This window comes from Arthrobacter sp. Z4-13 (assembly GCF_054792705.1).
In genome coordinates, this window is the sequence record NZ_CP096459.1 from 3,729,710 (window position 1) to 3,745,948 (window position 16,239).

11 protein-coding genes are annotated in these 16,239 nt (G+C 65.6%); 6 read left to right on the forward strand and 5 right to left on the reverse strand.

Annotated elements, in window-relative coordinates:
• Window positions 1–54: 54 nt before the first annotated feature.
• A complete protein-coding gene (locus tag M1E07_RS19110; protein ID WP_461188190.1) occupies window positions 55–3,561 on the reverse strand; it encodes a proline dehydrogenase family protein in 3,507 nt (1,168 codons plus the stop codon).
• A gap of 348 nt (window positions 3,562–3,909) precedes the next feature.
• Complete coding sequence (locus tag M1E07_RS19115; protein WP_461188191.1) at window positions 3,910–5,373, reverse strand: amino acid permease; 1,464 nt, start codon at window positions 5,371–5,373, stop codon at window positions 3,910–3,912.
• Window positions 5,374–5,525: 152 nt separating this feature from the next.
• Between M1E07_RS19115 and M1E07_RS19120 the strand changes: the two genes are divergently transcribed.
• From M1E07_RS19120 to M1E07_RS19135, 4 genes are all read left to right on the forward strand, one after another.
• A complete protein-coding gene (locus M1E07_RS19120; protein WP_461188192.1) occupies window positions 5,526–6,440 on the forward strand; it encodes a LysR substrate-binding domain-containing protein in 915 nt (304 codons plus the stop codon).
• Between the two features lie 89 nt (window positions 6,441–6,529).
• Window positions 6,530–6,955 (forward strand): aspartate 1-decarboxylase, encoded by a 426-nt coding sequence (gene panD / locus M1E07_RS19125; RefSeq protein ID WP_461188193.1) that lies wholly within the window; start codon window positions 6,530–6,532, stop codon window positions 6,953–6,955.
• 66 nt (window positions 6,956–7,021) lie between these two features.
• Window positions 7,022–7,948, forward strand: a complete 927-nt coding sequence (locus tag M1E07_RS19130) for an AEC family transporter (RefSeq protein ID WP_461188194.1) — start codon at window positions 7,022–7,024, stop codon at window positions 7,946–7,948.
• A gap of 10 nt (window positions 7,949–7,958) precedes the next feature.
• Window positions 7,959–9,086 carry an FAD-dependent oxidoreductase gene (locus tag M1E07_RS19135; protein WP_461188195.1) on the forward strand — a complete coding sequence of 376 codons (1,128 nt, stop codon included), beginning with the start codon at window positions 7,959–7,961 and terminating at the stop codon, window positions 9,084–9,086.
• A 3-nt stretch (window positions 9,087–9,089) separates the two neighbouring features.
• On the opposite strand, the gene M1E07_RS19140 is transcribed toward M1E07_RS19135, so the two are convergent.
• From M1E07_RS19140 to M1E07_RS19150, 3 genes are all read right to left on the reverse strand, one after another.
• Complete coding sequence (locus tag M1E07_RS19140) at window positions 9,090–10,556, reverse strand: MFS transporter (protein WP_461188196.1); 1,467 nt, start codon at window positions 10,554–10,556, stop codon at window positions 9,090–9,092.
• Between the two features lie 61 nt (window positions 10,557–10,617).
• Entirely contained in the window at window positions 10,618–13,248 is a 2,631-nt protein-coding gene (locus tag M1E07_RS19145) for a trehalase-like domain-containing protein (protein WP_461188197.1), read from the reverse strand.
• A 225-nt stretch (window positions 13,249–13,473) separates the two neighbouring features.
• Window positions 13,474–14,463, reverse strand: coding sequence for an LLM class flavin-dependent oxidoreductase (locus M1E07_RS19150; RefSeq protein ID WP_461188198.1), 990 nt, complete (start codon window positions 14,461–14,463; stop codon window positions 13,474–13,476).
• A 158-nt stretch (window positions 14,464–14,621) separates the two neighbouring features.
• Here M1E07_RS19150 and M1E07_RS19155 point away from each other — a divergent pair, with 158 nt between their 5' ends.
• Together M1E07_RS19155 and M1E07_RS19160 are read left to right on the forward strand one after the other, a co-directional pair.
• The gene (locus M1E07_RS19155; protein WP_461190442.1) at window positions 14,622–15,557 is read left to right on the forward strand and encodes an ABC transporter substrate-binding protein; all 936 of its coding nucleotides are present in this window, start codon (window positions 14,622–14,624) and stop codon (window positions 15,555–15,557) included.
• 54 nt (window positions 15,558–15,611) lie between these two features.
• Window positions 15,612–16,238 carry a TetR/AcrR family transcriptional regulator gene (locus M1E07_RS19160; protein WP_461188199.1) on the forward strand — a complete coding sequence of 209 codons (627 nt, stop codon included), beginning with the start codon at window positions 15,612–15,614 and terminating at the stop codon, window positions 16,236–16,238.
• Window position 16,239: the final 1 nt, after the last annotated feature.

The following is a 16,239-nucleotide window of genomic DNA, read 5'->3' on the forward strand; positions in this document are numbered from 1 at the left end:
CCGGGCGGCCACCGCGAAGGTGGCCGCCCGGCCTTTGCCTTGCTGGGAATGTGACTAGATCAGGGCGTCCGAAAGGTGGTTCGGTGTGCCGAAGCGGTGCGCGGTGATGCTGACAGCCTGCTCGTGCAGGAACGGCAGCAGTTCCACGCGGCCGGCCTCGGTGACCGGGTGTGCGTAGACAGCAAGGTCCGGGCGGCCGCCGGTCGCCTGAGCCAAGGCAGCGGCGTCTCCGCCGATCAGGCGGATGCGAGCCCCCGAAAGTTTACCGGCAGAAGCGAGCTGGCCAGCGGCAGCCAGCCATTCGCCGTCGGACTCAACCTTGACGTCGATATCCAGCGCGGTGAGGACCGGGCGCAGTTGGGCGGGAAGCTCGACGGCGGCGGACACCGTCAGCTCCGAGCCCGCCAGCACGCCTGCTGCTACGGTCCGGACCAGGTGCGCGAGCGGCGCGCCTGCGGACAGCCGCACCGTCACCGGCAGGCTGCGGTACCGGAAGATGTTGCGCTCCGCGCTGAGGCCGGAAACGTCCTTGGCGGTGCCGAACTCCTCTGCCCAGGCCTCCGCGTCCGAGGCCAGGGCCCGCTCGACGGATTCGAATTCTGCAGGCTCCAGGGCGGAACCTGCGGCATTGATGATCCGTCGGACGCCGGGATGGCTGATGGTGGCATCCGCCGTGCTCGTGGCGGCAGTCCAGTTGCCCAGACCCGCGAGGTAGTTGGGTCCGCCGGCCTTTGTGCCGGCGCCGACGGCCGACTTCTTCCAGCCGCCGAAGGGCTGGCGCTGCACGATGGCTCCGGTGATGCCACGGTTCACGTACAGGTTTCCGGCCTGGATGGTCTCCAGCCAGACGCCCAGCTCCTCCGGGTTCAGGGAGTGCAGGCCCGCGGTGAGGCCGTACTCGATCTGGTTCTGGATGGCGATGGCCTCTTCCAGCGTTTCAGCGGTCATCACGCCCAGGACCGGGCCGAAGAACTCGGTCAGGTGGAAGTAGGAACCGCGCTTGACGCCGTTGCGAACGCCGGGGCTCCAGAGCCGGCCGGTGCCGTCCAGCTTCTTCGGTTCCACTGCCCAGTTTTCGCCTTCGCCGAGCGTGGTGAGGGCGTTGAGGAGTTTGCCGTTGGCAGGCTCGATAATCGGACCCATCTGGCTGGTGGGATCCTCGGGGTAGCCCACCTTCAGTGAAGTGACGGCGTCGATCAGCTGGTTGTGGAACCGCTTGGATTTGGCCACCGAGCCCACGAGGATCACCAGTGAAGCGGCCGAGCACTTCTGACCGGCGTGGCCGAACGCAGAGTAGGCAACGTCCTTGGCGGCAAGGTCCAGGTCGGCGCTGGGGGTGACGATGATGGCGTTTTTGCCGCTGGTCTCGGCCAGGAGCGGCAGGTCCTGGCGGAAGGAGCGGAACAGCTCTGCGGTCTCGTAGCCGCCGGTGAGGATCACGCGGTCAACGGCCGGGTGTGAGATCAGCTGCTTGCCAAGTTCCCGTTCACCCAGTTGCACCATGGTCAGGACGTCGCGGGGAACGCCGGCTTCCCAGAGCGCTTCCACCATCACGGCGCCGCTGCGGGCGGCCTGCTTGGCGGGCTTGATGACGACGGCGGAGCCGGCCGCGAGTGCCGCGAGGGTGGATCCGGCCGGGATGGCGACCGGGAAGTTCCACGGCGGTGTGACCACGGTGAGCTTGGCAGGGACGAACGTGGCGCCATCGACCTTTTCCAGCTTGCGGGCAGACTCTGCGTAGTAGTGGGCAAAGTCCACTGCTTCGCTGATCTCGGGATCGCCCTGGTCGATGGTCTTGCCGGTTTCGCTGGCCATGACCTCGAGCAGGTCGGCGCGGCGGGCCTCGAGGACGTCGCCGGCGCGGTGCAGGATCTCGGCGCGCTCGTCGCCGGAGAGCTCGCCCCAGGCTTTGCCCTTTTCGACGGCGGTGGCAATCACGGTGTTGAGGGTGGCCTCGTCCCTGATGGATGCTGCAGCAACGGAAGCGTTACCCAGCGTCGAGGACGGAACACGTCCCAGGATGGCGCGGCCCCAGTCGCGGTTGGCGGGCAGGGACGGGTCGGTGTCCGGGGTGTTCTCAAAGCCGCTGTGGGGCATCGGAACCGGCGGCAGGCTGCGGTCCTGCTGCCGGTTGGCCGGCGGAACCGCGTTGTCCAGCGCTGTCAGCGACGCGAGGAAGCGCTGCTTCTCGCGCTCGAACAGGACCTCGTTTTCACTCAGCTCAAAGACGGCTGACATGAAGTTGTCCTGGCTGGCGCCCTCTTCGAGGCGGCGGATGAGGTACGCGATGGCGACATCGAACTCGGCCGGGTGTACCACCGGGGTGTAGAGCAACAGCGAACCGACGTCCTTTTTGACGGCTTCGGCCTGGCCCTGTGCCATGCCCAGCAGCATCTCGAACTCGATCCCGGATTCCACCCCGCGCTGCTTGGCCAGCAGCCAGGCGAAGGCGATGTCGAACAGGTTGTGGCCGGCCACGCCGATCCGAATGTTCTGGATCCGGTCCGGATGGAGCGAGTAGTTGATGACGCTCTTGTAGCTGGTGTCGGAGTCCTGCTTGCTGCCCCAGGTGGCCAGCGGCCAGTCATGGAGGGAGGCTTCCACCTGCTCCATCGGCAGGTTGGCGCCCTTGACCACGCGAACCTTGATGGCTGCACCGCCGTTGGCCCGGCGTTCGGCAGCCCAGTCCTGCAGGCGGATCATGGCTGAGAGTGCGTCCGGGAGGTAGGCCTGGAGCACGATGCCGGCCTCGAGGTCCTTGAACTCAGGCTTGTCCAGGATCCGGGTGAAGACCGCAATGGTCATGTCCAGGTCCTTGTACTCCTCCATGTCCAGGTTGATGAACTTGGCCTTCTTGCCGTTTCCGGCGAAGGAGGCGGCGCGCTGGAACAGCGGGGTGAGCTTCTCGACGACGTGTTCCACGGCTTCATCAAAGGCCCAGGCGGAGTGCGGGGCAACGGTCGAGGACACCTTGATGGAGACGTAGTCCACGTCGGGACGGGCCAGCAGGGTGTGTGTGCCTTCGAGCCGGCGGGAAGCTTCGTGCTCACCGAGGACGGCTTCACCGAGGAGGTTGACGTTGAGCTTGATGCCGTCCTTGCGGATCTTGGCGATGGCCGGGCCCAGCTTCGCCTCGGTGGCGTCCACGATCAGGTGGCCAACCATCTCGCGCAGGACTTTGCGGGCAATGGGGATAACAACCTGCGGCATGACCGGAGCCATGGTGCCGCCGAGCTGAACAGCGCGGCGCATGTACCAGGGCAGGAACGCGGGGACCTTGGGAGCCAGTGCGGCGAGGTTGCGTGCGGCGACGTTCAGGTCTTCGGGGCGGACTACACCGTCGACAAAGCCAACGGTGAAGTCGAGGCCGTTGGGGTCCTTCAACACACCTGCGAGCTGCTGGGCTGAAGCATCCACGGGAACCTTGGACGCCTCGGTTAGCCAGTGGCGGACCAGCGCGACGGTTTCGTTGGCAAGCGCCTTCGCCTGCGGCACATCGACGTCGACGGTCCGCGGCGTCGTTCCGGCGGCAACTGCCGGTTCCATTGCAATGTGGGTCATGGCTTTTCCCGTTCTTTCCTGTGGTTCGAGGGGTCTTACCCACCAGTATGATCTTGCAGTCACGTAAGATAAAGCGATCTTTTCTAAGCAATACAGGTTAGAAAAACCAAAGATTTAGGCCGCCCGCGTACGACCCAACCGGCCTTGTTAAACGCCCCACCACCTTCCGCACGTTTCAAGCCCACGCCCCATCACGTTCCGCATGAAATCCGGCAACCCTTTTGCACTGCCCAATAAGCAACGAACCCTCCCCCACAGGAAGTGGAAGAGGGTTCGTTGCTTTTACGCCAGAGGTGATAGAGCGTCCGGGAATTTGGTGCGGTAGGTGATGGGGCGTTGGGGAGAGGGTCAGCCGACTGGCCGGTGCATCTCCACAATCTCCTCGTGCCGCGGGCTGTTCGGGTTCATCAGCGAGTTCTTGCGTCCATAGAAGAAGTAGATGGCAAGGCCGACAAGAAGCCAGACGCCGAAGCGCGCCCAGGTTTCCCAGTGCAGCTGGAACATCAGGAAGGCCGAGGCCAGCACACCGAAGGCCGGGATGACCGGCATCAGTGGCAGGCGGAAGGTGCGGGGAGCATCCGGACGCTTGTAGCGGAAGACGATCACCGAGAAGCAGACGACGACGAACGCGGCCAGGATGCCGATGTTCGTGAGGTCCGCAACGGCCTTGATGGGAAACACTCCGGCCAGCAGGGCGGAGGCGACGCCGGCGATCCACGTGACACGCTGCGGGGTGCCGTGGCGGTCAGTCTTGGCGAACCAGCCGGGCAGCAGGCCATCGCGGCTCATCGAGAACCAGACACGGGTAACGCCGAGGAGGAAGGTCAGCATCACGGTGAGGATGGACAACACGGCGAACACCGAGATGATGGTGGCGATCACCGGCAGGCCCACACCGGTGAAGGCTGAAGCGAAGCCTGCAGTCGGGTCGATGTCCCTGTAGTTCTGCATGCCGGTCAGCACCAGGGTGGCCGCGACGTACAGCAGCATTGCAATGATCAGCGAAAGGATGATGGCCTTGGGCATGTGCTTCTTGCCGTCTTTCGCCTCTTCGGCCGCAGTACTCATGGCGTCGTAGCCGAACACGGCGAAGAAGACTGTGGCCGCGCCGGCGAGGACGGGGCCGAAGCCGCTGGGCATAAACGGGTTGTAATTGTTGGTGTCGATGTAGAAGACGCCCAGCCCGATGATGAAGAGGATCAGGATGACCTTGATGGCCACGGCCACGAGTTCAAAACGGCCGAACGCCTTGGTGCCGCGCGAGAGGATCCAGGTCACGATGAGGCACACCACGATGGCCGGGATGTTCACGATTCCGCCCCGGCCCTCATCGGCCGTGGACGTCATCCAGACAGGCATGTTGATGCCGATTCCGGAGAGGAAGGCGTCGAAATAGCCGGAGATGCCGATGGCCACCACCGCCACGATGGCGATGTATTCGAGCAGCAGGTCCCAGCCGATGAACCAGCCGATGATTTCCCCCAGTGCCACATATCCATAGGTATAGGCCGAGCCCGCACGCGGAATCATGCCCGCGAACTCTGCGTAGGACAGCGCGGCGGCCGCCGACGCAAGACCGGCCACCAGGAAGGAAATCAGCACCGCGGGGCCCACCCCGGGCGCGCTTTCGCTTCCTGCTGCCACCAGTCCCGCAAGGGAGAAGATGCCGACGCCGATAATGCCGCCTACGCCGATCGCCGTAAGCTGCCACAGCCCGAGTGACTTAAAGAGGCCACTGTGTTTGTTTTCTTCCTCGATGTCGTCGATGGGCTTGCGCCTCATGATCGACTGGCTCATGTCTCTAGTGCTCATCAGGAACTCCTGCTTGGGGTGCGACCCCGCCGCGGCACGCCCACGGGCGCAGTGACGGGGGTAACTCGGTCCCAACAGTATGCAAGCCTGCTTGCATTAGATAAAGTGACTACTTCTAACCTATATTCGTTAGTTTCAGTTAGGAATTCGCCATGCTTGACGTCCGCAGGCTCCGGCTGCTCCGCGAATTAAGCATCCGGGGGACGCTAGCGGAGGTGGCGGAGGCACTGCAGTACAGCCCGTCGTCGGTATCGCAGCAGCTTGCCCTGCTCGAGAAGGACGTGGGCGTGGAGCTGCTCCGCAAGACCGGGCGGCGGGTGCAGCTGACCCCCCAGGCCGAAGTGCTGGTAGCGCACACGGCGCAGCTGCTTCAGACCATGGAACAGGCGGAAGCGGATCTGGCGGCTTCCCTGACCACCGTCACGGGGACAGTCAGGATCGCGGTTTTCCAGTCAGCGGCCCTTGCGCTGATGCCGGACACCCTCACCCGGATGTCCTCCAAGTACCCCGAGGTCCGTATTGAGATGATTCAACGGGAACCCGAAACCGCGCTGCATGAGACGTGGGCACGCGACTTCGACCTGGTCATTGCCGAGCAGTATCCCGGGCACGCGGCGCCGCGATATCCGGAGCTGGACCGGATCAAGCTGACCACTGACGCCATCCGGCTGGCAGTCCCGGCCGGGTCCGACGGCGGGCCGGCCATCCGCTCGCTCGAAGACACCGCGGAACTCGCGTGGGTTATGGAACCCCGGGGTGCCGCGTCGCGCCATTGGGCGGAACAGGCGTGCCGCAGCGCCGGCTTCGAACCGGACGTACGGTACGAGACCGCTGACCTGCAGGCGCAGATCCGCCTGATTGAGTCCGGCAATGCGGTGGCGCTGATGCCGGACCTGGTATGGACCGGCCGCGGCACCACGGCACAACTGTTGGAACTGCCAGGCAAGCCGTACCGCACCATCTTCACCTCCGTCCGCCGCTCCAGCGCAAAACGTCCCGCCATCCTCGCCGCCCGGGAAACCCTCGCCGCCGCTGCAGAAGCGGTGGCGGGGAACGACGCCGGATGAGGACCGCCGTCGCACGCCCTTCTTCGTGCCGCCCAGGTGTTCCCTGCGTCACTGCGCGGAAGGGCCCCCGGCGCTAGACTGATGCCGTTATGAATCGAACAATGTTCAAGTCCAAAATCCACCGGGCCACCGTTACCCACGCCGACCTGCACTACGTAGGGTCGGTCACCGTTGACCTGGACCTGCTTGAGGCTGCCGACATCCTGCCCGGCGAACTCGTCTCGATTGTGGACATCACCAACGGTTCACGGCTGGAAACGTACACCATCGCCGGCGAGCGCGGCTCGGGCGTCATCGGCATCAATGGTGCCGCCGCGCACCTGATGCATGAAAACGATCTTGTCATCCTGATTACCTACGCCCAGATGACCACCGAGGAAGCCAGGGCCTACGAGCCGCGGGTGGTCCACGTGGACGAGAACAACCGGGTGATCCAGCTGGGCAACGACCCCGCCGAGGGCCTGACGCCCGGACTGCTGCGTCCCCCGTTTGCCCTTAACAACGCCAACTTCTAACCGGAGCGTGTGTCCCGGTACCTGCCTCCGCCGCGCCCTGTGGCTTAATCCGCTGCGGCTTGTCCCTTGCTAGGCGTACTGGCTGGCTTTTTTGTGGTCTGGTGCATCATCCTGGTGGGCTGGTTTGTGGGCCGGCAGAAAATCCTGGGCGACAATGCACGGCAGGTCCTCAGTTCCCTCACCTTTTTTGTGGCCAGCCCGGCGCTCCTTTTTGAAACGCTGAGCAGGGCGCGCCTCGCCGAAGTCTTCGCAGCACCGCTGCTGGTTGCGGCGGTGTCGGCCATTGCCACCGCCGCCATATTCTTTGCCATCGCCAAGTTCTGGCTGAAACGCTCGCTTTCCGAGGCCCTGATGTCCTCGATGGCGGCCTCGCTGGTCAACTCCGCCAACCTCGGCATTCCCATCGCCGTCTACGTCCTGGGCGATGCGAGCTACGTGGCGCCGCTACTGATCTTCCAGTTGGCCTTTTTCACGCCGCTGTTCCTGATGATCCTGGATTCGAGCACCAGCTCGCACCGCACCACGCCCCTGAGTTTTGTGGTGATGATCCTGAAGAACCCCATGATCGTCGGCTCCGCGCTGGGCCTGCTGGTGGCGGGTACCGGCTGGCAGGTCCCGCCGCTGGTCATGGAGCCCATCCACCTGATCGGCGGTGCGGCAATTCCGGCCATGCTGATCGCTTTTGGCATGAGCCTTAACGGCAGCCGCCCGCTGCAGGCCTCCGCGGCCCGCCGGGTGGACACGCTGCTGGCCAGTGCATTCAAACTGGCGGTCCAACCGGCGCTTGCGTATCTCTTCGCACGGTTCGCGCTGGGGCTGGAAGGCCATGTTCTTTTCGCCGTGGTGGTCACGTCAGCGCTGCCCACCGCACAAAATGTTTTTGTAGCCGCCAGCCGTTACAAAACCGGCCTCACCGTGGCCAAGGACACCGTGCTGATTACTACGGTGGTGGCAGTCCCGGCGATGATTGGCGTAGCGCTGCTGCTGACGTGATGGGAGCTTGATGGAAAAGATGCTGGACACCGTGGTGATCGGCGGCGGAGCCATGGGATCGGCCGCAACCTGGGCGCTGTCGCGACGCGGCCGGCAGGTGACGCTGGTGGAGCAGTTCGGGCCCGGGCACAAGATCGGCGCCTCGCACGGCAGCACCCGCAACCTGAACCCCGGCTACCACCGTCCCGAATACGTGGCCATGCTGGCCGAGGGGCTGGCCCTGTGGGACGAGCTGGAGCAGGAAAGCGGCGAGACGCTGCTGGCGCGCACGGGAATCGTGAACCACGGACCGGACCCGCGGCTTGCGGACGTCGCCGCGGCCCTGAACGAGGCAGGCATCCGCGCCGAGTTCCTGTCCCCCGTGGAGGCAGGCGAGCGCTGGCGCGGCATCCGGTTCGACCAGCAGGCGCTGCACATGCCCGACGGCGGCCAACTCAACCCGGAGGCTGCGCTCCCCGCCTTCCAGCGGCTCGCCACGGCCCGGGGCGCCGAGATCCGCCACCATACCAAGGTGGTTGAACTCCGGGTGATGGACGACGGCGTCCGGCTGGCTTTGGAGTCCGGCGCCGGTACCGAGGTGGTCGCCGCCGCCCAGGTGGTGGTCACAGCCGGCGGCTGGACGGAGAAACTCCTCGGCAGCAGCGGCGCAGGACTCCGGATCCCGCAGCTGCGGGTCACCCAGGAGCAGCCGGTGCACTTCCAAGCGGTGGACCAGGGGGCCGCATGGCCCGGGTTCAACCACATGCCGGGCATGGGCGAGCAGTACAAGAACTGGTACTCCCCCGTATACGGAATGCAGACTCCTGGTGAGGGCATCAAGGCAGGCTGGCACGGCGTGGGACCGGTGGTGGACCCGGACCGGCGCTCCTTCCAGCCGGAGCCTGCCCAGCTTGCCGCCCTGCAGGACTATGCGCGGGTGTGGCTGCCCGGCGTCGACGCGGACTTGTTCGAGGCGATCAGCTGCACCTACACCACCACCCCGGATGAGGACTTTGTCCTGGACCGGATCGGCCCCGTGGTGATCGGCGCCGGGTTCTCCGGGCACGGGTTCAAGTTCACTCCCGTCGTCGGCCGGATCCTTGCAGACCTCGCCACCGGCGCCCGGCCGGCCCCGGAAATCTTCCGCGCAGCACGCTAGGTATCAGTGCTGCTGCTGGCCCTCCCCACTGCTGCTCAGAGTCTCCTCTTCGGGTTGCTGAGCGGTGTCCGCCTTCACCGCGGGCATCGCCAGCACCGCGGCCACGGTGAGGATGCCGCCCACCAGCGCCGCCAGGAAGACAGCGCCGGAAGCAGCCACCACTGCGGGAGCATCACCTTCCCCGGCTGTGTTTGCGTAGATCGCATTGGCTACGGCGCCGAATACGGCCACGCCCAGTGCGCTGCCGATGGAACGGGCGAACATGTTGGTGCTGGTCACCACACCGCGCTCATTCCAGGAAACGCTGGACTGCGCAGAGATCAGGGTGGGCGTGGCAACCAGCCCCAGGCCGAGTCCCACCACAAAGCAGCTGGCCGCCACCAGCACCGGGTTGGGAGTGGCTGCCGTGAGTGTCAGGGCCATGAGTCCCGCCACGGTGATGGAGATGCCGATCAAGGCGGTTGCCTTGAACCCGATCCGCAAGTAGAACCGCCCGGCCTGCGAGGCGCTGATGGGCCAGCCGAGGGTGAGCGCTGCGAGCGCCAGGCCGGCAATGAGGGGCGAGGTGCTCAGTGCCCCTTCCAGGAACGTGGGGACGTAGGACGTCAGCCCGATCATCACCGCGCCGACCCCGAAAGACACCAGTGCAGTGGTGCCAAGAAGCCGCCGCGATACCACCCAGGATGGCAGGACAGGTTCCGCCGCCCGGCGCTCCACCACGAGGAACAGGGCCAGCAGCAATGCGCCCACCGCAAAGATGCCGATGCTGACCGGGGAATTCCACTCCCACCCCTGCCCGCCCTCGAGGGCGCCAAGGATCAGCAGGCCAAGTGAAACCGCCAGCAGGGCCGCGCCGGCGTAGTCCACCGTGTGCTTGGCGCGCTCCACGTTCTCGTGGAGGGTCCGGAACAGCATCCACGCGGCCAGCAGGCAGAGCGGAACGTTGACCAGGAAGATTCCGCGCCAGATCCCCAGTGCGGAGAAGATGCCGCCAAGGCTTGGACCAACCACCGAGGAAACCGCCCACACACTGGCAAGGTAGCCCTGGACCTTGGCGCGCTCCTCGAGCGAGTAGATGTCACCGGCGATGGTGATGGACACGGGCAGCACGGCTCCCGCGCCGAGCCCCTGCAGCGCCCGGAAAGCGATCAGGGCCGGCATGCTCCAGGCGATCCCGCACAGGATGGAACCGAGCAGGAACAGCCCGATGCCGGCCAGGATGATGGGCTTGCGGCCAACCATGTCCGAGAGCTTGCCGTAGATGGGCACCGAGACGGCCTGGGCCAGCAGGTATGCAGAAAAAAGCCACGGGAACGACTCGAACCCGCCGATGTCACGAACGATTGACGGTACCGCGGTGGCCACGATGGTGGAGTCGATGGCCACCAGCCCGGCAGACAGCATCAGTGCAATGAGGATGGGGCCCCGTTCAGAACGGAACCCCACTCCCTGCGAGCGGGCGGTCATCATCAGTCTCGTTTCGGTTTGGGTCCCTGTTACCTCCACTCTAGGTACCCAAAACGCACGCCTGCTATCTTTTGCCCTGGTGTTCGTCCAGGAGCCGGGCGCAGCGGATGAAGCCCAGATGGGAGTACGCCTGCGGATGGTTCCCCAGGTGGGTCTCCGTGCCGGGGTCGTACTCCTCCGGCAGCAGTCCGGTGGGCCCGAAAAGGTTCACCAACTGGTCGAACAGGTCCCAGGCCTCATCAATCCGGCCCACGGCCACGTAGGCTTCGATCAGCCAGGTGGTGCAGATGTGGAACCCGCCCTCCAGGCCCGGCAGGCCGTCGTCGTACCTGTACCGGAAAACGGTGGGCCCCACCCGCAGCTCCCGCTCCACGGCAGTGACGGTGTCCAGGAAGCGCTGGTCCGCAACGTCCAGCAGGCCGGAAAGGCCAATGTGCAGGACGGCAGCATCAAGGTCCGGGCTGTCGTACGCCACGGTGTAGGAATTTGCCGACTCATCCCAGCCCTCGCACAGCACCTCCTCCCGGATGGTGCCGGCGGTCAGCGCCCAGGCCGGGTCCGGCTCCCGGCCGTGTCGGGCCGCTGTGCGCAACGCCCGGTCAAGGGTCACCCAACACATCACCTTGGAGTAGACGTGGTGGCGGGCTGCACGCCGGGCTTCCCAGATCCCGTGGTCAGGTTCGCGCCAGCGGGCCAGGACCGCTGAGGACATCTGGACCATCAGCTCCCAGTGCTGATCGGCGAGCACGCCTTCCCGCTCGCTCAGCGCATGGATCAGCTCAGCAACGGGCCCGAAGACGTCCAGCTGGACCTGGTGGTCCGCGGCGTTGCCGATCCTGACGGGGCGGGAGCCGGCGTAGCCGGGAAGGCTGTCGACGACGGCTTCCGTGGAGAGCGGCGCGCCGGTCACCGAGTACAGGGGGTGCAGCCATTCGGGGCCGGGTGCGTGTTCGAGGATCCGCCCCAGCCAACCCAGGAATCCGACAGCCTCCGCCGTGGAGCCGAGGTCCACCAGCGCGTTTACCGTCATGGACCCGTCCCGCAGCCAGCAGTACCGGTAGTCCCAGTTCCTTGTCCCGCCGATTCCCTCAGGCAGCGACGTGGTGGGGGCCGCGAGGACTGCACCTGTTGGTTCGTGCACCAGGGCGCGGAGCACCAGCGCCGACCGCCGCACCAGGGAAGGTTTAACGGACGGGAGGACAAGCTTCTGGACCCACTGCCGGGCATGAAGGGCCACCCCCGACCGCCGCTCCGTCTCCCCTTCCGGGTCCGCGGGCTGCGGTTCCGTGTCTCCGCAGCGCAGGTTGAGCACCACGGGGCCGTCCTGCAGGTTCACGGATGCTGTGGCCGTAGCGTGGCGCCCGTCTGAGGTGATGCTGAAAGTGACCCCAGGGGCGAACAGGATGATCGGTTCTGAGGTACCCAGAATGTGAAGTTCATCCCCGCGGGCCTCCATGCTGAACGGGGCATTGGCGTAGTCCGGCCGGGGAGCAAAGGTTATCCTTGCGGCGCCATTGCCCGAGAGCACCCGGACCAGGCTGGTGATGCCGTCCGGGGCAGGCTCCAGGTAGTCCGTGACCGTGACGTCCGCCCACCGGGTTTCAGCAATCATGGTGCTGTCCACGTAGCGCTGCCCCAGCACCGGGGAGGCCTTAACCGGCTCCACGGAGAAGTGGCCGGCGGCGTCTCCGCCGAGGATGTGGGCAAACAAGGATCCCGAATCCGGCAGCGGATGGCTCATCCAGCAGATCTTCGCATCGGGTGTCAGCAGCGCGGTGGAGGAACCGTTGCCGATCATGGTGTGCCGCTCAAGTCCCACGGCATCCTCGCCGAACAGCCATGCCCTGCGCAGTTCGAAGAGGAGGGCCAGGACCCGGGCGAAAGTTTCCGGGTCACGGACACGGTGCGCAGCGCCGGTTTCCCCCGGCCCTACCCGCAGGCCCAGGTCCGGCCCGCGCAGGGTGGCGATGGCCAGTTCGTCACTGTAGGCATCCCCGGCGAACATGGCTGCGCTGGCTCCGAGCCGGGAACGGAGGCTTTCCAGGGCCTCCGCTTTGGACGGCTCCACCACGGACAGGTCCAGCACTGAACCGTCCACAATGAAGAACAGGCCGTGCGTGCGGGCAATCTCCCGGGCAGATTCCGTTACGGACTCCACGACGTCCGGCGGTGCAGGCCGGGTGTGGACAGAAATGGCCACGGGTTTGCGTTCAATCCAGATGCCTTTTTGGAAACCCACGGCCTCATTGAGCGCGGCGTTGACCTTCTGCAGGACGGACTCGGTGGCCAGGGTCTGGGCGTGCGCGAAGCCCATATCCGATTCCGCGCCGTGCGAGCCAATGAGATGAACCTCCACCGGAAGGCGGGATACCGCTGCAAGATCACGGAGCGAGCGCCCCGAAATGACTGCCGCATGGGTGTTGGGGAGGGCAGCAAGGGCGCGCAGGGCTATAGCCGCACTGCCGAGTGGGAGGATCTCGGTGGAGATGCCCTCGGCGCCGCACAGCGTGCCGCCATAGTTGCAGGCCACCAGCAGCCCGGGAACCCGAGCCAGTACTTTGAGCTCCGCGAGGAGCGCAGGCGTCAGCCCGTTCTCCACAGCATCCGACTGGACGAAAGCGCGGAGCATCTCCAGCGGGAGGGAACGGGTGAGCAGCGCGGAATCCGCCACGCTTTGGTTTAAAGGCGTCGGCATCCGTGTACCCCTCAAGGCAGGACCAGGCCGGGAACTCAGCCGCTGGATTGCCTGCGGACTACCGGTTGGTGCCCCTCGCGGGAATCCCGGCGGTTTCCCCTGGGGGCAGTTCCCATATTCGGCCCCGGCGGTTTCCCGCGAAAGTCCCCTTCATTGCGTATGTGTAAAAGTCCGGCGTCCGTCCCGTGCCCGTGTCAAAAGCGGCAGGGCCTGAACCTTCGCGAACTAGACCCGCACCAGCCCGGCAGCCATGGCCAGGAGTTCAACGGACCGCAGCCGCGCCCCGGTGTCGTTGCTTTGGTGGGCGACAATGAGTTCGTCGGCATCGGCGTACGCGCCAAAGCTATCCAGGTAATCCATAACGACGTCGGGCGTTCCCACCGCAGAGTAGGTCATCATCTGCGAGACGTGCTGCCCCTGTGGGGAGTCGAGGATCATGTCTGCTTCGTCGTCGGTAAACTCACGGCCGCCGCCAAAGAACAGGGAGACCCTGGCCCGTTTGGTGGCCTGCATCATCGCCTGTGCTTCAGAGGCGGAATCAGCGGCAATGACGTTGACGCCAGCGATGACGTGCGGGGCATCCAATTGCGCGGAGGGCTTGAATTCACGGCGGTAGATGGCCACGGCATCCTGCAGCGCGTTGGGGGCAAAGTGCGAGGCGAACGCGTACGGCAGGCCCAGCTGGGCGGCGAGGCGGGCACCGAACAAAGAGGATCCCAGGATGTACAGCGGCACGTTGGTGCCCTTGCCCGGGGTGGCTTCGACCCCCTGGATCCTGGTGGGGCCGGTGAGGTAGCCCTGCAGTTCCAGGACGTCCTGCGGGAAACTGTCCGCGGACATGGGGTCGCGCCGCAGCGCGCGCATCGTGTTCTGGTCGCTGCCGGGCGCGCGGCCGAGGCCAAGGTCGATCCGGCCCGGGTGCAGGGTTTCCAGGGTGCCGAACTGCTCGGCGATGGTCAGCGGCGAGTGGTTGGGCAACATGACCCCGCCGGCACCGAGCCGGATGCTCTCCGTTTGGGCGGCAACGTGGGCGATCAGGACGCTGGTGGCCGAGGAGGCAATGGAGGACATGTTGTGGTGCTCGGCGTACCAGACGCGCCGGTATCCCAGCTTCTCGGCGCTCTGCGCCATGGCCACGCTGCCTGCGAAACTCTCTGCCGCCGTCTGGCCCTTGCCGATGGTTGCCAGGTCAAGGATGGAGAGGGGGAGAGTCACGGTAAGTGCCGGCCTTTCAAAATGTTGCGTAGAGTTTGCCGGCCGGGTCGCGGCGGGCACTCAATGCATAACGACGGCGGCGTCCGGCTTATTTCTGTGACTTACGGCATACGCAGCGGGCTGCCGGGCTCCGCGAAGCCCACACCGCAGCCTTCACCATCACCGCGCTGCTGGCGCTTGCTGCCTGCGCAGATCCAGGTGCCACGGCGGCGACAGCGCCGTCGTCGTCCTCCGCCACAACGGCCGGTAAGACTTTCAACCTGTCCCCCGAACAGGACCGTTTCAAGGTCTCAGTTGACCCCGCGGCCGCAGCTTTGGTTCCCGAGGCCATCAAGGCTGACGGCAAGCTCACTGTGGTGAGCACCGGAGGTACCGCACCGCTGAGCCTTTTCGCCACGGACAACAAGACCCTCATCGGCAGCGAGGTGGACATCGCCTACGCCGTGGGTCAGACCCTGGGGCTGGAGGTCGAGGCTCTTCCGGTGGCCTGGGCCGACTGGCCGCTGGGCGTTGAGTCCGGCAAGTACGAGGCCGTGCTCTCCAACGTCACGGTCACCGAGGCGCGCAAGGAAAAGTTCGACTTCGCCACCTACCGGAACGACCTTCTGGGGTTCTACGCCAAGAGCGGTTCGGACATCGGCGGGATCAAGGAAGCCAAGGATGTTGCCGGCAAGCGCATCATCGTCGGCTCCGGCACCAACCAGGAAGCCATCCTGGTGCGCTGGGACGAGGAGAACAAAAAGAACGGCCTGAAGCCGGTTGAGTTCCAGTATTACGACGACGACTCGGCCTCCACCCTGGCCCTTCAGTCGGACCGGGCGGACCTGACGTTCGGGCCCAACGCGGGTGCCGCCTACAAGGCAGCCCAGGACGGCAAGAGCAAGCAGGTGGGCACACTCAACGGCGGCTGGCCGCTGACGGCGGAGATCGCCTTCACCACCAAGAAGGACAATGGTTTGGCCGTGGCCGCCCAGGCCACGCTGAACGAGCTGATCGAGAACGGCACCTACGCCAAAATCCTGGACCGCTGGGGCCTGACTTCGGAGGCCGTCCAGAAGTCCGAGCTGAACCCGGCAGGCCTCCCCAAGAAGTAGGGGGACCGGATCCGGAAAGTACACTCCGGGCGGGTTTGGCCATAGTCTGGCCCGATGGGGACAAATACCGTGAACTCCGGCGAACAGCTTGACCGGCAGTCCCGCATTCTCGAAGCGGCGCTGGAACTGCTGTCCCGCCACGGTATCTCCGGCGTGAGCATGCGGGCCGTGGCGCGCGAAGCCGGCGTCGCGCTGGGTCTCGTGAACTACTACTACGACGATAAGACCAGCCTCATCCGCGCGGCCCTGCACCGGGTGGATGAGCACGATCTCAGGCTGGTCTCGCCCGACCCGTCGCTGGCCCCGGACGACCAGTTGCGTGCGGCGCTGCGGCGCGTTGCGGGAGCTGACCTGCTCACCACCCGCTACCTGTCCCTGCGCCTGCACCTGTGGGCCCTCGCGCAGGCTGATGAAGGCTATGCGGAGATCAACGCCGCGGCCTTCGACCGGTATCTCGACGGGCTGGCGGCACTCGTCGGCAATGCCAAGCCCGAGCTCTCGCCGGAGGAATGCAAGGACCGGGCGGCCGACATCGTCGTCGTACAGAACGGTATGTGGCTGACCTCGCTTCTTGGCGTGGACAAGGCATCCATCCAGAGAAGCATCGCCCGCACGGAGCAGATTGCCTTCGGCCCGGCCGGGGACGATAACAGTGAGGGCGCCGCGCTTCACGAGCTCTAAG